The sequence below is a fragment of the Variovorax sp. 10L421 genome, from assembly GCF_056395365.1.
Window position 1 is genome coordinate 1 of the sequence record NZ_JBFTJJ010000021.1, and the last position, 19,497, is coordinate 19,497.

A 19,497-nucleotide genomic window follows, 5' to 3' on the forward strand; every position below is an offset into this window, starting at 1 on the left:
TGGGCATTCCGCCCAACGCGGTGATGGCGCTGATGGTGGGTGCGATGACGATCCACAACATCCAGCCCGGCCCGCAGGTGATGACCAGCAACCCCGAGCTGTTCTGGGGCCTGATCGCCTCGATGTGGATCGGCAACGCGATGCTGATCGTGCTGAACCTGCCGCTGATCGGCATGTGGATCAAGCTGCTGACGGTGCCCTACAAGTTCCTGTTCCCGGCGATCGTGCTGTTCTGCGCGATCGGCGTGTACTCGACCAACAACAACACCTTCGACATCTGGATGGTGGCGGCTTTCGGCTTCATCGGCTACCTGTTCCTGAAGCTGCGCACCGAGCCCGCCCCGCTGCTGCTGGGCTTCATCCTGGGCCCGATGATGGAAGAGAACCTGCGGCGCGCGCTGCTGCTGTCGCGCGGTGCGTGGAGCGTGTTCGTCACGCGGCCGCTGTCGGCGGGACTGCTGGTGGCTGCGGCGCTGCTGCTTGGCATCGTGCTGCTGCCGGCGATCAAGGCCAAGCGCGAAGAAGCCTTCGTCGAGGAGTAATTGGCTCGCCCCCAGGCTGCGCGCACTTCGTGTCGCTGCGCCAACCCCCTTCCGGGGGCAACACCTGCGGCCCGGCGGAGCCGGTTCCGCGGTGTTCCTGGAATAGTCAGCGCTGGAGTAGCGGCAGCAGCGCCTGTTGCCAGGCCAGTCCGAGCAGGGCCGCGCCGAGCACCACCGGGATCACCCCGGCCTTGAAGCGGAACAGCGCCACGGCGGCGATCAGCCCGATCGCCGCCGATGCCGCGTCGAAGCCACCGCCCGCGCCCTTCGGCCACAGCACGTGCCAGGCGAAGAACACCGCGAGGTTGACGATCACGCCCACCACGGCCGCCGTGATGGCCGTCAGCGGCGCGGTGAGCTTCAGGTTGCCGTGCGTCGATTCGATGAACGGCCCGCCCAGCAGGATGAACAGGAACGATGGCAGGAAGGTGAAGAAGCTCACCACCGTCGCCGCCACCGCGCCCGCCAGGAACAGCGACTGCCCGCCGAACAACGCCTGGTTCCAGCCGCCCACGAAGCCCACGAACGACACCACCATGATCAGCGGCCCCGGCGTGGTTTCACCCAGCGCGAGCCCGTCGATCATCTGCGTGGCGCTGAGCCAGCCGTAGTGGTCGACCGCGCCCTGGAACACGTAGGACAGCACCGCATAGGCGCCGCCGAAGGTCAGCAGCGCGGCCTTGGTGAAGAACCAGCCCATCTGCGTGAGCGCGCCGTGCCAGCCGAACAGTGCCGCGAGGGCGCCGATGGCGACGAGCCACAGCGCGAGGAACACGCCCAGCACGCGCAAGAAGCGGCCCCAGCCGAAGCGCGCATGCGCGGGCGTCGGCGTGTCGTCGTCGATCAGTGCGGGACCGACCGAGGCGGCCGCCGCGGCGTGAGCGCCGCCCGGCGCGAAGCGCTCTGGCGCCACCCGGCTGCCAAGGTAGCCGATGGCCCCCGCCACGAGCACGATCAGCGGAAACGGCACGCGAAGCGCAAAGATCGCCACGAAGGCGGCCGCCGCGATCGCCCAGAGCCAGGCGTTCTTCAGCACCCGCGAGCCGATGCGCCATGCCGCGAACAGCACGATGGCCGTCACCGCAGGCTTTACGCCGTAGAGCAGCCCCGCCACCGCCGGCACCTGTCCATACGCCATGTAGACCCACGACAACGCGATCAGGATGAACAGCGACGGCAGCACGAACAGCCCTCCCGCCACGATGCCGCCCCAGGTGCGGTGCATGAGCCAGCCGATGTAGGTCGCAAGCTGCTGCGCCTCGGGGCCGGGCAGCACCATGCAGTAATTCAGCGCATGGAGGAATCGCTTCTCCGAGATCCAGCGGCGGCGCTCCACCAGTTCCTGGTGCATCAGCGCGATCTGCCCGGCAGGCCCGCCGAAGCTGATGAAGCCCAGCTTGAGCCAATAGCCGAAGGCCTGCCAGAAGCTGACGGGGACGGGCGGCTCGGCAGGCGCTTCGGAGGAGGACATCGGCTGACTTTCGTGTTTCGCTATTTCAGGAACGCGTCGTAGGCGGTCTTCAGGATCAGCGCGCTCACCACCACGATGAACACCACCCGCACGAAGCCCGCCCCGTGCTTCAGTGCAACCCGCGTGCCGAGCAGGCTGCCCGCCACGTTGGCCACCGCCATCACCAGCCCGTAGTGCCACCAGACATGGCCCTTGGCAGCCAGCAGGATCAGCGCCGCGGCGTTGGTCAGCGTGTTGATGATCTTGGCCGAGGCCGAGGCGTTGAGGAAGTCGTAGCCCATCCAGCGCACGAACAGGAACACCAGGAAGCTCCCCGCGCCCGGCCCGAAGAAGCCGTCGTAGAACCCGATCGTCAGGCCGATGGTGCAGGCCGCCAGCGTCTCGGCCCGGCCGGAGAAGCGCGGCGCATGCATCCGCCCCATGTCCTTGCGCGCCAGCGTGTAGAGCAGCACGCCCAGCAGGATGACCGGCAGCGCCCGGCGCAGGAAGTCGCCCGGGAATAGCGTGACGCCCCAGGCGCCCAGCATCGAGCCGGCGAAACCGAGCACCGCGGCAGGCCAAAGCGCGCCCCAGCGCATCTGCACCCGCTGGCTGAACTGGGCCGCGGCGGCTGCCGTGCCCCAAATGGACGCACTCTTGTTGGTGCCCAGCAGCGTTGCCGGCGTCGCGCCCGGGAACACGGCAAACAGCGCCGGCACCAGGATCAACCCGCCTCCGCCCACGATCGAATCGACAAAACCCGCGAGCAGCGAAGCGCCCGTCACCACCAGCATTTCCATGGCGGCGATTGTCTCACTCGTGGCGCTATCGAAAATATAGCTTCATGTGCACGCGTGGCCTTTGTGGGAGGTCAATTTGGCACTGAGGAAAAACCCTTCGGGCACGGCGCGCGCGGGCATAAAAAAGGCGCCGACCAGCGGCGCCCTTCAAAGTCAAACACGGCATCTCGTACGGAGCCTTGGAAGCATTTTTATAGTTGCTCGAGATTTGTCTCCTCGGACCCTCGGCAGCACGAGCAGGGCCCGTTCGCGAGTGCGCAGACTTTAGGGGGCGCACCGCCTCAGTGCATTGGGAATTACCCGCTTTGCCGGCCCGGAAAGCCCGATTCGCAAACCAAAGTGTTTCCGATGGTTAACGGCGCGGCACAATTCATGCACGCGCGGTCAGGCCCCGATCTTGCACATCAGGAAGAACCCGGGAGTCGCCCACCCGACGGAGGAAGCATGCCATCCATGTCCGAAAGCGAACGCATCGCCCTCGCCGCGCGCCTTCATGTGGCGCTTCGGCGAAAGCACGGGCGCGTGACCGACACCGAATGGATGGCCACCAACGCCGAATACGCCGCCGAGATCGTGCGCATGACGCGCGCGCATGCCGCGGACACCAGGGACGAGGAGCTCTACCAGCTCGCGATGCGGCTCGAACAGGCGATGGAACCTTTGGCTCGGGCCAAGCGGCTGGCGGCGCGGCAGCCCGACGGCGCCCTGCCCACACCCACTCGCCACGCGGACGGACTGGGCTGACGCCTTCCTGCCGCGGCGCTGTTCAGGACGCGGCCAGCGCGGCCTTGCGGATCGACTGCAGCGTGCTGCCCGGCGTGATCGCTTCCGGATCGAGCAGGCAGTGCAGGATCGCCGGCTTGCCGCTCGCACGCGCACGGGCCAGCGCGGGGCCGAACTCTTCGGTGCTGGTCACGCGTTCGCCGTGGCCGCCGAACACTTCGGCATAGCCGCGGAAATCGGGGTTCTTCAATTGCGTGGCGCTGATGCGGCCGGGATAGTGCTTTTCCTGGTGCATGCGGATCGTGCCGTACATGGCGTTGTCCAGCAGCACCACGATGATCGGCAGGCCGTACTGCACGGCGGTGGCGAACTCCTGGCCGTGCATCATGAAGTCGCCGTCGCCCGCGAACACGACCACCTCGCGCTGCGGCCACAGCCTCTTGGCGCCGACGCCGGCCGGCAGGCCGTAGCCCATCGAGCCGCTGGTGGGCGCGAGCTGGCTCGCGAAGGCGCGGAACGGCCAGAAGCGGTGCACCCACGTGGCGAAGTTGCCCGCGCCGTTGCAGAAGATGGTGTCGGCCGGCAGCACTTCGCGCAGGTGCTGCATGACCTCGCCCATCTGCAGCGGGCCGGGAATGCGGATGGGGGCCGGGTCGCTCCAGCGCAGGAAGTCTTCGCGTGCGGTCTTTGTCTCTGCCTGCCAGGCCGGCGCTTGGGCGGGGCGCAGCGTGGACACCGCTTCGGCGAACGCCCGCGGCGTGGCGTGAATGCCCTGCGCCGGGCGGTAGAGCTTGCCGAGCTCGTTGGCATCGGCGTGCACATGCACCAGGGCCTGCTTCGGTTGCGGGATCGCCAGCAGTTCGTAGCCTTGTGACGGCACTTCCGACAGGCGCCCGCCGACCAGCAGCACGAGGTCGGCATTGCGGATGCGCTCCAGCATGCGCGGGTTGGCGCCCAGGCCCAGGTCGCCCGCATAGCAGGGGTGCTCGGCCGACATCAGCATCTGGCGGCGGAACGAGCAGTACACGGGCAGCGAGAACGCGGCCGCGAAATCAGCGAACTGCAGCGCCGCCTGCTCCGACCAGCGGCTGCCGCCGAGGATGACCACCGGGCGCTGCGCCTGCGACAACCGCTGCTGCAGCTCGGCGAGCTGCGCCGCGCCGGGATGGGTTTCGGTCACCGCGTAGGGCTGCGCGTCGGCCACCGCTGCGGCCTCGGTCAGCATGTCCTCGGGCAGCGCGATCACCACCGGCCCGGGTCGGCCGGAGGTGGCGACATGGAAGGCACGCGACACGAGCTCGGGCACACGCGCCGGATCGTCGATCTGCACCACCCACTTGGCCATGGTGCCGAACACCGCGCCGTAGTCCAGCTCCTGAAAAGCCTCGCGGCCCATGGCGTCGCGCGCGACCTGGCCCACGAACAGCAGCAGCGGCGTCGAGTCCTGGTGCGCGATGTGCACGCCGGCCGCCGCGTTGGTGGCGCCGGGGCCGCGCGTGACGAAGCAGATGCCGGGCTGGCCCGTGAGCTTGCCCTGCGCCTCGGCCATCATCGCCGCGCCGCCTTCCTGGCGGCACACGGTCACGTCGATCGATGCGTCATGCAGCGCGTCGAGCACGGCCAGAAAGCTTTCGCCGGGCACGCAGAACAGCTGCCTGACGCCGTGGGTGATGAGCTGGTCGACCAGGATCTGGCCGCCGGTGCGGGAGGAAGTCATGCTGTGTCCAATGGAATGAAGGTGTTGGGTCTTGCTCCTTCCCCCTCTGGGGGAAGGCTGGGATGGGGGCAAGCGGCGTGGGATGAGCCGACGGCAATTGACATGCCGCCTGCCCCAACCCCTGCCCTCCCCCAGCGGGGAAGGGAGAAATGCGGGGTCATTCGAGGGCTTCGCATGCAGCAGCGATGCGCTGGCATGCCTCTTCCAGCTGCGCCATCGACGTCGCATACGAGATGCGGAAATACGGCGCCAGCCCGAACACGCTGCCCGGCACCACCGCCACCTCGAACTCCTGCAGCAGGTAGCGGCAGAAGTCGCTGTCCGTCTGCAGCAGCGTGCCGCCGCGCGTGCGCTTGCCGAGCGCGCCGGCGCAGCTGGCGAAGGTATAGAACGCGCCTTCGGGCACGCGGCAATGCAGCCCCGGCGCGCGGTTCAGCGCGGCCACCACGAAGTCGCGCCGCGCCTGGAAGTCGGCGCAGCGCTCGGCCACGATCTCCTGCGGCCCGGTCAGCGCCTCGATGGCCGCGGCCTGGCTGATCGACGAAGGGCACGAGGTCGTCTGGCTCTGCACCACGGCCATCGCCGCGACCAGCGCGCGCGGCCCCGCGCCGTAGCCCACGCGCCAGCCGGTCATCGCATAGGCCTTCGATACGCCGTTGACGGTCAGCGTGCGTTCGCGCAGGCGCGGCTCCACCGCCACCGGCGTCGCGAATGCCAGTCCGTCGTAGAGGATGTGTTCGTAGATGTCGTCGGCCAGCACCCACACCTGCGGATGCCGCAGCAGCACCTCGCACAGCGGCTTCAGCTGCGCCGCGCTGTAGGCCGCGCCGCTCGGGTTCGACGGCGAATTGACGAACAGCCAGCGCGTGCGCGGCGTGATCGCCGCCTCGAGCTGCGCGGCATCGAGCCGGAAGCCATTCGCCTCGGTGCACGCCACCGGCACCGGCACACCGCCGCAGATCTGCACGATGTCGGCGTACGAGGTCCAGTACGGCGCGGGCAGGATGACTTCATCGCCCGGGTCCAGGCTGGCCATCAGCGCGTTGAAGATCACCTGCTTGGCGCCTGCGCTCACGCTGATCTCGTCGAGTGCAAAGTCGAGCGCGTTGTCGCGCTTGAACTTCAGCTGCACTGCCGCCTTCATCGCCGGGCTGCCGTCGAGCACCGTGTAGCGCGTGTCGCCGCGCCCGATGGCGCGCACCGCCGCGTCGCGCACATTCTGCGGCGTGTCGAAGTCGGGCTCGCCCGCGCCCAGCACGATCACCGGACGGCCCGCGCGCTTGAGCGCGTTGGCGTGGTCGGTGATGCGCAGGATTTCCGAGACGCCGATGGCGCGCACGCGCTGCGCCGGCGAGAAGACGACAGTGTCCGTGGTCACTTGGCGTAGGCCTCCAGTGGCTTGTCGTTGGGTTCGAGCATCAGCTGCTTGAGCGCCGTGCTCATCGGCAGGTTCAGGCTCGTGTTCTTCGGCGGGATGGCCGCCACGAACCACTTGGCGTAGATCTTCTCCAGGTCGCCGCTCTTCATCATGCGGCGCAGCGAATCGTCCACCGCGGCCTTGAAGGCCGGGTCGTCCTTGCGGAACAGCAGCGCGATCGGCTCCGAGCCCAGCGGCTCGCCCACGATGCGGTAGGCCGCGGGGTTCTTGGAGTTCGCGATGATCCCGGCCAGCAGGTTGTCGTCGAGCACGAAGGCGTCGGCGCGGCCCGACTCCATCAGCAGAAAGCTCTCGAGGTGGTCCTTGCCGAGCATCGTGTTGTACGAGACGTTCTGCGCGCGCTCGCGCTTGCGCAGCAGCTGCACGGCGGTGGTGCCGGTCGATGCCGACACGTTGCGGCCCGCGAGCTGGTCGAGGTTGGCGATGCCCGAGTCGACCTTGGTCGCCATGCGCACTTCGCTCACGTACGTGGTGAGCGCGAACGCCACCTGCTGCTGGCGTGCGGTGTTATTGGTGGTGGGGCCGCAGCCGATGTCGAGCGTGCCGTTCTGCACCAGGGGGATGGTGTTCTGCGCGGTCACGGCCATGTATTCGAGCTTCGCCTGCGGCACGATGTCCTTCAGCACGCGCTCGCACAGCTCGACGTGGTAGCCCACGTACTTCTCGCCCGCGCCCAGCATGTAGGCCATCGGCGGCGAGGCTTCGCGCACGCCGAGCACCACCTTGCCGCTGGCCTTGATCTTGTCGAGCGTGCCGCCGGCGGTTTGCGCGGCGGCGCCCAATGCGAACGCGAGCGATGCTGCGGCGGCGATGGTCTTGAATCTCGTCCTCATGTCTTCTGTCTCCTGGTGGTTATTCTTGATTCGCGGGACATCGCGGAACCAGCTTCGCCGGGCCGCAGATGCCGCCCCCCAAAGGGGGTTGGCGCAGCAACACGAAGTGCGCGAAGCCTGGGGTGAGTCTTACTCTCCGATGTCGAAGGTCACGCCCTGCGCCAGGGGCAATGCCGTCGAGTAGTTGATGGTGTTCGTCGCACGGCGCATGTACGCCTTCCAGCTGTCGGAGCCGGCTTCGCGGCCGCCGCCGGTTTCCTTCTCGCCACCGAAGGCGCCGCCGATCTCCGCGCCGCTCGGGCCGATGTTGACGTTGGCAATGCCGCAGTCCGAGCCCGAGCTCGACATGAAGCGCTCGGCCTCGCGCACGTTCAGCGTGAAGATCGACGACGACAGGCCCGCGCCCACCGCGTTGTGCCATTCGATGGCCTCATCGAGCGAGCTGTAGCGCACCACGTAGAGGATGGGCGCGAAGGTCTCGCGCAGCACCGGGCCGTCGTGCGTCTTCAGCTCGACCAGCGCGGGGCGCACGTAGTACGCGTCCTTGGTGCCGAGGCCTTCGACGCGCTGGCCGCCGTGCACCGTGGCGCCGGCCTCGCGGCTTTCGCCGAGCGCCTTCTGCATGCCGTCGAAGGCTGCGCGGTCGATCAGCGGGCCGACCAGCGTGCCGGCCTCGCGCGGATCGCCCACCTGCACGTTGCCATAAACCTTCGCAAGCTTGGGCACCAGCGCGTCGTACACGCTGTCGTGCACGAACAGGCGGCGCAGCGTGGTGCAGCGCTGGCCGGCCGTGCCCATGGCAGCGAACGCGATGCCGCGCAGCGTGAGGTCGAGGTCGGCCGAGGGCGTGACGATGGCCGCGTTGTTGCCGCCGAGTTCGAGAATCGCGCGGGCGAAGCGCGCGGCCAGCTTCGGTCCCACCTGGCGGCCCATTGCCGTCGAGCCGGTGGCCGAGAGGATCGGCACGCGATGGTCATCGACCAGCACCTCGCCGATGTCACGCTGGCCCAGCAGCAGGCCGAGCAGGCCCTCGGGCGCATCGCCGAAGCGCGCGACGGCGCGCTTCGCGATGGCATGCACGGCCAGTGCGGTCAGCGGCGTCTTCTCGGAAGGCTTCCACACCACCGAGTCGCCGCACACCAGCGCCAGCGCCGCGTTCCACGACCACACGGCCACCGGGAAGTTGAAGGCCGAGATCACGCCGCACACGCCCAGCGGATGCCAGGTTTCCATCATGCGGTGCTCGGCGCGCTCGGTGGCCAGCGTGAGGCCGTAGAGCTGGCGCGAGAGGCCGACCGCGAAGTCGCAGATATCGATCATTTCCTGCACTTCGCCCGCGCCTTCGGACGGGATCTTGCCGGCCTCCAGCGTGACGAGGCGCCCGAGGTCGCCCTTGGCGGCGCGCAGCTCTTCGCCGAGCAGGCGCACCAGCTCGCCGCGGCGCGGGGCCGGCACGCTGCGCCAGGCCTTGAAGGCTTCGTGCGCGTGGCCGATGGCAGCGGTGGCCTCGGCCGGCGTGGTCTGCGGCACCTGTGCGATGACCTCGCCGCTGACGGGCGAGCGCACCGTCAGCGCGCCCCCGGTGTGGGCCTCGGGGGGCACGCCCAGGCGCTGCAGCAGCTGCTCGACTTCGGTGGGGACGGAGGGGGAGGTGTTGGCTTCGGACATGGACGCGCTCCGGGAAGGAGGAGAAAGGAGGACCCGGCCAATATCTGCGAATCCCGCGCGCTTGCCTAGTGAAAATATGGAAGGACCTGATGCGTTTCAGGAATGAACTCGCACGTTCATGGCTAGCGCACCAACCGGGCGGCAGCCATCACCCACAGCACCACCAGCATGCCGTTGCTCGCGGCGAACAGCACCAGCCGGTGGATCACGTGGTTGTAGGTCAGGTGCACCACGCTGTGCAGCGCGCGCAGGCCGACGTACACCCAGGCCAGCCAGATCGCCGCGGGCGTGGGAAGCGCCGCCACGTAGAAGAGCAGGCACACCACATAGAACAGCACCGGCAGCTCCAACAGGTTCATGTAGTTGCGATTCGGGATACGCACGGCGTCGGGCACGGCAGCCGATTCGCCCAGCTTGAAATCGATGCCCCGGACCTCGCGGCGCCGCACGGCACGGATGCGCACGATGGGGATGAGCAGCAGCACCAGGCCAGTGAGGCCGGCGAGGGCGAATACGGGGTAGAGGATCGAGGGGTTGTTCATGAATGGGACTCCTCGCGCGGACACGAGGAAAGCTGAAATTTCCGCTCGATATGATGCCCGCGACGCCTCAGCGTCAAGAACTAAAAAAGGGAGTAACAGTGACGACAGAAGCAGTCTCGGTCGGTCGAATCCAGCATTCGGCACCGACCTTCACGCTCTATGGGCGCATCGCCGCAGCACCCATAGGCAAAGTTGGCAAGCCGCATCCAAGCTTGCACATTTCGCTCATCATTGACGACGCATACAACGGCATCACCGTCATTGACGGGCAACCCACAATGGCGGAAGCGGGCCTGCGCAACGTGCTGCGGATCAGAACCAACATGTACACAAATTCGCTGCCCCCGGGTGTCGTGGTCAAGATTCCATTGGCGGCGCCCAATGGCATGAGTCCCGAGACGTTCTCTCAGGAACTGATAAAGCGGGACCTGAATTTTTCTAGCTACGTGTCGCCCTACAGCTTCCCTGCACGGCTGCGGGGCGACAGGATGAACCCCGGCGAATACAACAGCAGCTCGTATCTCGCCGCGCTTCTCAAAAGCGTGATGGGCTACGTTCCCGAGCTCAGAGTCGCGGGCTACCAGACGCCCGGCTGGGAAGAGCCCATGCCGCTGCACTTCTTCAAAGGTGAGGCGATCCGATGAAGCCCGGCTGGCGTCTCGGGCTGAATGTTGCCGCCTGGACCGTGGCGATCCCGATCCTGGGGATCATCGGCTCGGTGCTTGGCAAGACGATGTTCCGCTCGGGCGAAGCCGAAGTGATCATGGCCCACGCCATAGAGGTGGTGCTCGTTCTGTGGGCGGCCGTCATTTATTGGCGCTGCGTTCCTTCGACACCGAGCGTGCTGCGGCGCGCGATCTACCTTGCGCTTTTTGTGGCGACGATGCTTGTCGTGGGCTACTTCGCACTGGGCGCGGCCGTCATGGTCGTCGTCTTGCTCTTCGGCCTCTGACTTCAGGCCGGAGCCTCGGGCAGGCTGATGCGCTGCCCAGCCGGCGAGCTTGCCAGGCTCTGCGCGGGCCTCCTCAACGTCGCATCGAACGGATTGATCTTCGGCCCGATGGCCGCGGCCTCGCGCTTGAGCAGTTCGACCACCGTCGGCATGCGGTCTGCATTGAGCCGGTCGGCAATCGTGCCCACGCTCAGTGCCGCCACGGCACGCCCCTCGCGGTCGAGGATCGGCACGGCCACGCCCGCCATGCCTTCGAGCAGGCCCGTGTTGCGCCCCGCATAGCCCGCCTGCCGCACGCGCTCGATCTCGGTGCGCAGGTACACCTCGTCGTACACGCCGTACTCGCGCACGCGTGAGAGGTTGAAGCGGATCACCTCTTCGCGCTCGGCCTCGGGCAGGAAGGCCAGGATCGCCAGCGCGCCCTGCCCCACGCCCAGCGCGATGCGCCCGCCGATGTCGCCTGTAAACGAGCGAATCGGGAACGGCCCTTCGCTGCGGTCAAGGCACACCGCGTCGAAGCCACTGCGCGCCAATAGAAAGATGCTGTCGCCCAGGCTCGCGCACAACCGCAAGAGCACCGGCCGGCAAATGGAGCGCAGGTCGCCCGGGTTGCCCGCGCTCGCGGCGAGCGCGAAGAAATCGATGCTCAGCCGGTAGAGCTTGCTGCGCTCGTCCTGCTCGACCATGCCTTCGGCCATGAGCGATTGCAGCAAACGGTGCGTGGTGGCCTGCGTGAGGCCCACGGAACGTGCGATCTGGGTCACGCGGCCGCCTTCGGCCTGCACCGCGCCGAGCGCGCGGATCACCGAAAAGACGCGCGGCACGCCGCCGCTGGCCGCCGGCGACGCCGAAGAGGTCTCCATACCTTGCTCCTGTGGAATCCGATGTATCAATCGCAGCCATCATATTCCATTGATCGGAATAAATTGAATAAAGATTCTGATTAATGGAATACCCGAGGCGATCTGGCGCAATCGTTGCAATAGAGTGAATCAAGAGCAGCAAGCTGTCCATGGCCCGCACCAGGATGAATCCAGGTGCCTGGAGCCATCTTTTTCGCCCCCGAAGAAAGGCCCGTTCCATGTCATTCCTCCGGCTTACCGACGTGACCAAGTTCTATGGCGCCACCCGCGCGGTGTCGGCCATGAACCTCACGGTAGAAAAGGGCGAGTTCGTCTCGCTGCTCGGCCCTTCGGGCTGCGGCAAGACCACCACGCTGCAGATGATTGCGGGCTTCGAGGCGGTGAGCAGCGGCCGCATCGAGCTCGCGGGCAAGGACATCACGCACGCCAAGGCCAACACGCGCGGGCTGGGCATCGTGTTCCAGACCTATGCCCTGTTTCCGCACATGACGGTGGCCGACAACGTGAGCTTCGGCCTCGAGATGCGCAAGATGCCCAAGGCCGAGCGCGCCGAACGCGTGAAGCAGGCGCTGGCGCTGGTGCACCTCGAAGCGCATGCCACGCGCTATCCGCGCGAACTCTCGGGCGGCCAGCGGCAGCGCGTGGCGCTGTCGCGCGCGCTGGTGATCGAGCCGCCGGTGCTGCTGCTCGACGAGCCGCTGTCCAACCTCGACGCCAAGCTGCGCGAGGAGATGCAGTTCGAGCTGCGGCAGATCCAGCGCAAGGTCGGCACCACCACGGTGATGGTCACGCACGACCAGAGCGAAGCCATGTCGATCAGCGACCGCGTGGTGGTGATGGAAGGCGGCTGCGCCACGCAGATCGACCATCCGCAGCGCGTGTACGAACACCCGAGCACGCGCTTCATCTCCACCTTTGTCGGCAAGGCCAACCTGCTCGATTGCCGCGTGTCCGGCAGCGGCGCCGCGCGCACCTGCGTCGAAGTCGGCGCGCTCTCGCTCGACGTGGACGACACGGGCTTCGGCGTCGACACGGCCGCGCTGCTGAGCGTGCGGCCCGAGAAGCTGCAACTCGTGCCGACGAGCCGGGGCCGGCTCGACGGCGAGGTACAGGAACGCTTCTTCCTCGGCAGTCAGTGGCTCTACCGCGTGGCCACGCCCATCGGCGACCTCACGGTGCTGAGCCCCAACGATGGGCGCGATGCGCTCGAAGAAGGCGCCCGCACCGGCATCGACTGGCCGGCGCACTGCATGCGGCTGCTGCCCGCGGACGCCACCGCGAAGGCCGTGATGGCATGAGCACCTTGCAGAACAAGGCCACGCCCTGGTGGCTCTCCGGCCCCGCGCTGCTGCTGTTCAGCGCGCTGCTGCTGGTGCCGCTCGCACTCACGGCCGTGCTGTCGTTCAACGTGTACGACCCGGCCACCGGCCCGAAGTCCGGCGAGTTCACGCTGGCGCACTACGCGCTGGTGTTCTCCGACTCGTACTACCTCGGCATCTTCTGGCGCACCTTCTGGGTCTCGGGCCTGGTCACGCTGATCTGCGTGCTCGTCGGCGCACCCGAGGCCTACGTGCTGAGCCGCATGCGCAACCCATGGCGCTCGGTGCTGCTGCTGGTGGTGCTCGCACCGCTGCTCGTGTCGGTGGTGGTGCGCGCCTTCGGCTGGAGCATGCTGCTCGGGCCCGAGGGCGCGGTGAACGCACTGCTGCAATTGCTGGGCGTCGGGCCCGTGAAGATCCTCTACACCAACACGGCGGTGATCATCGCGCTGGTGCACGTGATGCTGCCCTTCATGGTGATCCCGGTGTGGACCTCGCTGCAAAAGCTCGACCCCGGCGTGGAGAACGCGGCGCTCTCGCTCAATGCCACGCCCTTCACCACGCTGCGGCGCATCGTGCTGCCGCAGGTGATGCCGGGCATTCTCTCGGGCAGCCTGATCGTGTTCGGCCTGGCCGCGAGTTCGTTCGCGATTCCCGGCTTGCTCGGCGGGCGCCGGCTGAAGATGGTCGCGACCATCGTCTACGACGAATACCTGAGCGAACTCAACTGGCCGCTGGGCGCGGCCGTGGCGCTGGTGCTGCTGGTGGCCAACCTCGTGGTCATGCTCAGCTACAACCGCCTGGTCGAAGGCCGCTACAAGAAGGCATTGGGATGAAAAGAAACGGCCCCATCGCCCTCGCGTTCAACGCGCTCGTCATCACCTTCATGCTGGCGCCGCTGGTGGTCGTGTGCATCGTGGCGTTCACGCCCGAGAACACGCTGACCATTCCGACCACCAGCTTCTCGCTGCGCTGGTTCAAGGCGGTGTTCGCGCACCCCGACTTCATGCAGTCGTTCTGGAACAGCCTGTGGCTCGCACTGAGCTCGGCCACCATCGCCACGCTGCTCGCGGTGCCGGCCGGCATGGCGATCACGCGCTACGCGTTTCCGGGGCGCGACTTCCTCAACGGCCTGTTCCTCTCGCCGCTGATCGTGCCGCACCTGGTGCTGGGCGTGGCGCTGCTGCGGCTGTTCGCGCTGGTCGGCGGCACCGGCAGCTTCGGCTGGCTGGTGATGGCGCATGCGCTCATCGTCACGCCCTACACGCTGCGGCTGGTGGTGGCGGCGCTGGTGGGCTTCGACCGCAGCGCCGAGCAGGCCGCGCTGTCGCTGGGCGCGAGCCAGGCCACGGTGTTCCGCCGCATCACGCTGCCGATGATCCTGCCGGGTGTCACGGGCGGCTGGATGCTGTCGTTCATCAACAGCTTCGACGAAGTGACGATGTCGATCTTCGTGACCGCACCGAGCACGGTGACGCTGCCGGTGCGCATGTACATGTACGCGACCGAGTCGATCGATCCGCTGATGGCCGCGGTGTCGGCGCTGATGGTGGCCGTCACGGCCTTCGCAATGGTGCTGCTCGACCGTGTCTACGGACTCGACCGCGTGCTGGTGGGGCGCAGATAGATGACCATGACTGCACACGCCCTGCTTCACCGCGTGGCCGAGAAAAGCGGGCGCGAAGCCGTGCCCTTCACCCTCGATGGCGCGCCCGCGAGCGCGCTGGCCGGCGACACCGTGCTGACTGCCGTGCTCACGCAATGCGACCAGCTGCGGCGCAACGAATTCAGCGGCCTTCCGCGCGCGGGCTTCTGCATGATGGGCGCCTGCCAGGACTGCTGGATTGCCACGGACGAAGGCGAGCGGCTGCGCGCCTGCTCGACCTTCATCGCGCCGGGCATGGCGCTGGTCACCGGAAAGAACGGCGCATGACGAAGGCAGACGCAATCCGCCCCGTGATCGTCGGCGCCGGCCCGGCCGGTGTGCGCGCCACGCAGACACTGGTGGCGCATGGCCTGCGGCCCGTGGTGATCGACGAGGCGCCGCGCGCCGGCGGGCAGATCTACCGCCGCCCGCCAGCCGGCCTCGCGCAGCGCACGGCGCGAACGCTCTATGGTTTCGAGTCGAAGCGCGCCGATGCCGTGCACGCGGCCTTCGACGCGCTGCAGGGCCGCATCGAGCATCTGGGCGACAGTCTGGTGTGGAACGCCCAGGACCATCGGCTCGACGTGATGCACAACCCCACGCGCAGCAACCGCCGCGTGCCCTACAGCCACCTGATCGCGGCGACGGGCGCCACCGACCGCGTGCTGCCGGTGCCGGGCTGGACGCTGCCCGGCGTCTACACGCTGGGCGGCGCGCAAGTGGCGCTCAAGTTCCAGGGCTGCGCCATCGGGCAGCGCGTGGTGTTCATGGGCACGGGGCCATTGCTGTACCTCGTGGCTTATCAATATGCAAAGGCCGGCGTGAAGGTGGCCGCGGTGCTCGACACCGCGCGCCTTGCCGACCAGCTCGCGGCCACACCTGCGATGCTGACCCAGCCCGCGGTGTTCGCGAAGGGCGTGTACTACGTCGGCTGGCTGCGCGCGCACGGCGTGGCCTTGCACAGCGGCGTGCGTCCGTTGCGCGTGCTCGGCGACGAACAGCAAAGCCGCGTGACCGGCGTGGCCTGGCAGGACGGTGCCGGAGAACGCACGCTGGCCTGCGACGCCGTCGGCTTCGGCTACGCGCTGCGCTCCGAAACACAGCTGGCCGACCTGCTGGGCTGCCGCTTCGACTACGCGCCGCTGCACCGCGCGCACCTGCCGGTGCGCGATGCGGCTGGGCGCTCCAGCGTCGAGGGCGTGTACCTCGCGGGCGACGGCGCCGGCATCATGGGCGCGGACGCGGCCGAGTGGGCGGGCGAACGAGCGGCGCTGGCGCTGCTGGCGGACAACGGCGTGGCGGTCGATACGGCACGCGCAGCCGAACTCGAACGCAGGCTGCACAAGCTCGCTGGCTTCCGCCGGGGCCTCGAACGCGCCTTCCCGGTACCGCAGGACTGGGCCGCGCATGCGCCCGACGAGCTCGTGATCTGCCGCTGCGAAAACGTCACGGCGGGCACCTTGCGCCAGACCGTCGCCACGGCCGGTGCCGACGAGCTGAACCGGCTCAAGGCCCTGTCGCGCGTCGGCATGGGCCGCTGCCAGGGCCGCATGTGCGGCGTGGCCGCGGCCGAGATCCTCGCGCATGCGACGCAGCAGCCGCTGCAGCAGGTCGGCCGCCTGCGCGGGCAGGCGCCGATCAAGCCGATCCCGATCCGGCTCGTGCCCGCCGAGGGGGCCGACGCATGAGTGCCGCGCCGGGCCGCCCCAAGCAAGCGCGCACCGCAGCGCGAAGCGCGGAGGTTATTGAATGAGCTCGATCAAGAAGTTGCAAACCGACGTCGCCATCATCGGTGGCGGCATCGTCGGCTCCTCCGCCGCGCTGGCCTTGCGCCGCATGGGCGCCAGCGTGGTGCTTCTCGAGCGCGACCTCTGCGGCTCGCGCTCCAGCGGCGTGAACTTCGGCGGCGTGCGCCGGCAGGGCCGCTCCCTGAGCCAGTTGCCGCTGACGCAGCGCGCGCACCGCATCTGGGGCCGGCTGCCCGAGCTGCTGGGCACCGACGGCGAATACGTCCGCTCGGGCCATTTCAAGATCGCGCGCAGCGAAGCCGACATGGCCTCGCTGGAGCGCTATCGCGCGATGAGCAGCGACTTCGACCTGGGCCTCGAACTGATCTCCGCCACGCGCCTGCGACAGCAATGCCCCTGGCTCGGCACTCGCGCCGTGGGCGGCTCGCTGTGCGCGGAAGACGGGCAGGCCAATCCGCGTCTCGTGTCGCCGGCCTTCGCGCTGGCGGCGCAGCGCGCGGGTGCGCTGGTCTTCGAGCGGCATAAGGTCGACGAGGTCGCGCACGACGGCGCCACGTTCATGGTGCGCAGCGGCAACGCGCTCGAAGTGCAGGCGCCCCTGCTGCTCAACTGCGCGGGCGCATGGGCCGGCGCCATCGCGGCGCAGTTCGGCGAGAAGCCGCCGATGTTCTCGCGCAGCCCCATGATGGCAGTGACCGAGCCGGTGCCGCACTTCATGCAATGGAGCCTCGGCGTGGAAGGCGGCGGCATCTACTGCCGGCAGGTGGCTCGCGGCAACCTCGTGATGGGCGGCGGCACGGGCATCACGCTCGATGCCGAACGCGCTCGCGCCGAAAGCGACGCCATCGCCGTGCTCGCGCGGCAGGCCGTCGAGCTGCTGCCCGCGCTGCGCCACGCGCACATCATCCGCACCTGGGGCGGCACCGAAGGCTACCTGCCCGACCGCGAACCAGTGCTCGGACCGAGCCGCACCACACCGGGGCTGTTCCACGGCTTCGGCTTCGCGGGTGCGGGCTTCCAGATCGGCCCGGCCGCCGGCGAAGTGCTGGCCGAGCTGGCGCGCGACGGCCGAAGCGACACGCCCATCGACGCCTTCGCCATCGAGCGCTTCGACGAAGAACCCGTTTCCCCATCCCTCGCCGCTTCCCCCACCTGAACTGATTGGAGAGCATCACCATGTCCCGCACCGCCAAGTCCCCCTTCCTCCTCGCCGCGCTGCTCGCAGCCGCGGGCATCGCCAGCGCGCAGACCAAGACCATCTACATCGGCATGAACGGCGGCACCATGGAGAAGGCGTACACGCAGTATGTGTTCCCCGCCTTCGAGAAGGCCTACGGCGCGAAGGTGGTGGTGGTGCCCGGCACCTCCTCCGACATCCTCGCGAAGGCGCAGGCCAACAAGGACAAGCCGCAGATGCACGTGATGTTCCTGGACGACGGCATCATGGTGCGCGCCATCGGCATGGGCCTGTGCCAGAAGCAGAAGCCCAGCCAGTCCCTCAGCGAGATCTACCCGGCCGCGCGCTTCAAGGACGACATGGCCAGCGGCGTGAGCCTGGGCATGACCGGCCTCGCCTACAACGCCAAGATGTTCAAGGAAAAGGGCTGGGCGCCGCCCACCTCGTGGATGGACCTGGCCGACCCGAAGTACAAGGGCAAGGTGGTGTTCCAGTCGATGTCGTCCTCGTCCTTCGGGCTGCACGGCTTCCTGATGTTCAACCGCATCCAGGGCGGCAACGACAAGAACGTGGAGCCCGGCTTCAAGGCCTGGCCCACCACCATCGGGCCGAACGTGCTGGAGTACATCCCCAGCTCGGCCAAGCTCTCGGAGATGGTGCAGACCGGCGAAGCGGCAATCTTCCCGCTCACGCCCACGGCCGTGGCCGCGCTCAAGACCAAGGGCATTCCGGTCGAGTACGCACCGCCCAAGGAAGGCGCCGTGGTGCTCATGGTCGGCCAGTGCGTGATCGCCAACAACAGCGAGCCCGAGCTGTCGCAGAAGCTCGCCGAATTTTTGCTGAGCCCCGTGGCTCAGGCCAACGTGCTGCAGTACGGCGCGCAGATCCCGACCAACCCCAAGGCCCCGGCCGTGGGCGAAGGCGCGGCGCAGGTGGCGGACATCAACAAGTGGATGAAGACCGCCGTCACCATCGACTGGGAAAGCATCAACGCGAACCGGCCGGCGTGGAACGCGCGCTGGAACAAGACCATCGAGCGTTGATGCGACACGCCGCGGTGTTCGCACACCGCGGCGCGCCCGGCCTCAGCTCTTCACGAACGCCAGCAGGTCGGGGTTGATCACGTCCGCATGCGTGGACAGCATGCCGTGGGGGTAGCCCTCGTAGCTCTTCAGCGTGCCGCGCTTGAGCAGCTTGGCTGCGAGCGGCCCCGAATTCGCATAGGGCACGACCTGATCGTCGGTGCCGTGCATCACGAGCACCGGCACGTCGATCTTCTTCAGGTCTTCGGTGAAGTCGGTCTCGGAGAAGGCCTTGATGCACTCGTAGTGCGCATTGGCCGCGCCCATCATGCCCTGCAGCCACCAGCGGTCGATGAGGCCCTGCGAGACCTTCGCGCCCGGCCGGTTGAAGCCGTAGAACGGGCCGGTGGGTATGTCGATGAAAAACTGCGTGCGATTGGCCGTGAGCGCGGCCCTGAAGCCGTCGAACACCTCCATCGGCAGGCCGCCGGGGTTGGCCGCTGTCTTGAGCATGATGGGCGGCACGGCGCCCACCAGCACGGCCTTGGCCACGCGGCCCGGTTTGGCGCGCGCCACGTAGCGCGCCACCTCGCCGCCGCCCGTCGAATGGCCGATGTGCACGGCGTCCTTCAGGTCCAGCGCGTCGGTCAGCGCCGCCACGTCCGACGCGTAGGTGTCCATCTCGTGCCCGCCCGCGGTCTGCGAGGAGCGGCCGTGGCCGCGGCGGTCGTGCGCGATCACGCGGTAGCCCTTGCCGATGAAGAACAGCATCTGCGTGTCCCAGTCGTCGGCGCTCAGGGGCCAGCCGTGATGAAAGACGATGGGCTGCGCGTTGCGCGGTCCCCAGTCCTTGTAGAAGATGTTCGTGCCGTCCTTGGTGGTGACAAAGCTCATGGTGGGGGATCCTTTCGTGTGGTCAGCGTGCTTTTGCGCGGCAGCCGCGCTCGAAGTACCGAGGGCGGACACGGTCGCGATGCCGGCCGCGCCGGCCAGAATACGTCGCCGCGAGGCACCTGTCGCGGGGGTCGTCTTGATGTCGGACATGCTTCTTTCCAGGG

20 protein-coding genes are annotated in these 19,497 nt (G+C 68.0%); 11 read left to right on the forward strand and 9 right to left on the reverse strand.

All coding sequences use genetic code 11. The features are described 5' to 3' along the window. Positions 1-542 (forward strand): tripartite tricarboxylate transporter permease (locus tag AC1DFC_RS22515; RefSeq protein ID WP_478180031.1); only part of this gene is annotated, 542 nt, incomplete at its 5' end. A gap of 106 nt (positions 543-648) precedes the next feature. On the opposite strand, the gene chrA is transcribed toward AC1DFC_RS22515, so the two are convergent. Beyond that, positions 649-2,013, reverse strand: coding sequence for a chromate efflux transporter (gene chrA / locus AC1DFC_RS22520; protein ID WP_478180032.1), 1,365 nt, complete (start codon positions 2,011-2,013; stop codon positions 649-651). A gap of 20 nt (positions 2,014-2,033) precedes the next feature. Further along, positions 2,034-2,792, reverse strand: coding sequence for a TSUP family transporter (locus AC1DFC_RS22525; RefSeq protein ID WP_007833532.1), 759 nt, complete (start codon positions 2,790-2,792; stop codon positions 2,034-2,036). Positions 2,793-3,236: 444 nt separating this feature from the next. Here AC1DFC_RS22525 and AC1DFC_RS22530 point away from each other — a divergent pair, with 444 nt between their 5' ends. After that, positions 3,237-3,536 carry a hypothetical protein gene (locus tag AC1DFC_RS22530; RefSeq protein ID WP_413312313.1) on the forward strand — a complete coding sequence of 100 codons (300 nt, stop codon included), beginning with the start codon at positions 3,237-3,239 and terminating at the stop codon, positions 3,534-3,536. A 22-nt stretch (positions 3,537-3,558) separates the two neighbouring features. Here AC1DFC_RS22530 and AC1DFC_RS22535 read toward each other — a convergent pair whose 3' ends face one another. The 5 genes from AC1DFC_RS22535 to AC1DFC_RS22555 all read right to left on the reverse strand — a co-directional run bounded on the left by AC1DFC_RS22535 (position 3,559) and on the right by AC1DFC_RS22555 (position 9,713). Then, positions 3,559-5,232 (reverse strand): thiamine pyrophosphate-binding protein, encoded by a 1,674-nt coding sequence (locus AC1DFC_RS22535; RefSeq protein ID WP_413336285.1) that lies wholly within the window; start codon positions 5,230-5,232, stop codon positions 3,559-3,561. A gap of 157 nt (positions 5,233-5,389) precedes the next feature. Further along, positions 5,390-6,610, reverse strand: coding sequence for a pyridoxal phosphate-dependent aminotransferase (locus AC1DFC_RS22540; RefSeq protein WP_007833529.1), 1,221 nt, complete (start codon positions 6,608-6,610; stop codon positions 5,390-5,392). After that, positions 6,607-7,503, reverse strand: coding sequence for an amino acid ABC transporter substrate-binding protein (locus tag AC1DFC_RS22545; protein ID WP_007833528.1), 897 nt, complete (start codon positions 7,501-7,503; stop codon positions 6,607-6,609). The genes AC1DFC_RS22540 and AC1DFC_RS22545 overlap by 4 nt, the downstream gene beginning before the upstream one ends. Positions 7,504-7,632: 129 nt before the next feature. Beyond that, entirely contained in the window at positions 7,633-9,171 is a 1,539-nt protein-coding gene (amaB, locus tag AC1DFC_RS22550) for an L-piperidine-6-carboxylate dehydrogenase (protein ID WP_007833527.1), read from the reverse strand. Between the two features lie 122 nt (positions 9,172-9,293). Next, entirely contained in the window at positions 9,294-9,713 is a 420-nt protein-coding gene (locus tag AC1DFC_RS22555; protein WP_007833526.1) for an MAPEG family protein, read from the reverse strand. A 98-nt stretch (positions 9,714-9,811) separates the two neighbouring features. Between AC1DFC_RS22555 and AC1DFC_RS22560 the strand changes: the two genes are divergently transcribed. Together AC1DFC_RS22560 and AC1DFC_RS22565 are read left to right on the forward strand one after the other, a co-directional pair. Further along, on the forward strand, positions 9,812-10,357 hold the full coding sequence (locus AC1DFC_RS22560) for a hypothetical protein (RefSeq protein ID WP_478180033.1): 546 nt from the start codon (positions 9,812-9,814) through the stop codon (positions 10,355-10,357). Continuing rightward, a complete protein-coding gene (locus AC1DFC_RS22565; protein ID WP_007833524.1) occupies positions 10,354-10,665 on the forward strand; it encodes a hypothetical protein in 312 nt (103 codons plus the stop codon). Before AC1DFC_RS22560 ends, AC1DFC_RS22565 begins: the two co-directional genes overlap by 4 nt. A 2-nt stretch (positions 10,666-10,667) precedes the next feature. On the opposite strand, the gene AC1DFC_RS22570 is transcribed toward AC1DFC_RS22565, so the two are convergent. Next, positions 10,668-11,528 (reverse strand): IclR family transcriptional regulator, encoded by an 861-nt coding sequence (locus tag AC1DFC_RS22570; protein WP_478180034.1) that lies wholly within the window; start codon positions 11,526-11,528, stop codon positions 10,668-10,670. Positions 11,529-11,746: 218 nt separating this feature from the next. On the opposite strand from AC1DFC_RS22570, the gene AC1DFC_RS22575 reads away from it, so the two are divergent. The 7 genes from AC1DFC_RS22575 to AC1DFC_RS22605 all read left to right on the forward strand — a co-directional run bounded on the left by AC1DFC_RS22575 (position 11,747) and on the right by AC1DFC_RS22605 (position 18,460). Further along, positions 11,747-12,826 (forward strand): ABC transporter ATP-binding protein, encoded by a 1,080-nt coding sequence (locus AC1DFC_RS22575; protein ID WP_478180035.1) that lies wholly within the window; start codon positions 11,747-11,749, stop codon positions 12,824-12,826. After that, the gene (locus AC1DFC_RS22580) at positions 12,823-13,683 is read left to right on the forward strand and encodes an ABC transporter permease (protein ID WP_413334194.1); all 861 of its coding nucleotides are present in this window, start codon (positions 12,823-12,825) and stop codon (positions 13,681-13,683) included. Before AC1DFC_RS22575 ends, AC1DFC_RS22580 begins: the two co-directional genes overlap by 4 nt. After that, complete coding sequence (locus AC1DFC_RS22585; protein WP_007833510.1) at positions 13,680-14,474, forward strand: ABC transporter permease; 795 nt, start codon at positions 13,680-13,682, stop codon at positions 14,472-14,474. Before AC1DFC_RS22580 ends, AC1DFC_RS22585 begins: the two co-directional genes overlap by 4 nt. Beyond that, positions 14,475-14,780 carry a (2Fe-2S)-binding protein gene (locus AC1DFC_RS22590; RefSeq protein ID WP_007833505.1) on the forward strand — a complete coding sequence of 102 codons (306 nt, stop codon included), beginning with the start codon at positions 14,475-14,477 and terminating at the stop codon, positions 14,778-14,780. Continuing rightward, positions 14,777-16,180 carry an FAD-dependent oxidoreductase gene (locus AC1DFC_RS22595; RefSeq protein ID WP_413334192.1) on the forward strand — a complete coding sequence of 468 codons (1,404 nt, stop codon included), beginning with the start codon at positions 14,777-14,779 and terminating at the stop codon, positions 16,178-16,180. The genes AC1DFC_RS22590 and AC1DFC_RS22595 overlap by 4 nt, the downstream gene beginning before the upstream one ends. A 61-nt stretch (positions 16,181-16,241) precedes the next feature. Then, positions 16,242-17,396: an NAD(P)/FAD-dependent oxidoreductase gene (locus tag AC1DFC_RS22600; protein WP_007833500.1), complete on the forward strand. Its 1,155-nt coding sequence runs from the start codon at positions 16,242-16,244 to the stop codon at positions 17,394-17,396. Positions 17,397-17,416: 20 nt separating this feature from the next. Next, positions 17,417-18,460 carry an ABC transporter substrate-binding protein gene (locus AC1DFC_RS22605; protein WP_413312295.1) on the forward strand — a complete coding sequence of 348 codons (1,044 nt, stop codon included), beginning with the start codon at positions 17,417-17,419 and terminating at the stop codon, positions 18,458-18,460. 42 nt (positions 18,461-18,502) lie between these two features. Here the strand turns inward: AC1DFC_RS22605 and AC1DFC_RS22610 are convergent, their stop codons facing one another. Beyond that, positions 18,503-19,333 carry an alpha/beta fold hydrolase gene (locus tag AC1DFC_RS22610; RefSeq protein WP_007833495.1) on the reverse strand — a complete coding sequence of 277 codons (831 nt, stop codon included), beginning with the start codon at positions 19,331-19,333 and terminating at the stop codon, positions 18,503-18,505. Positions 19,334-19,497: the final 164 nt, after the last annotated feature.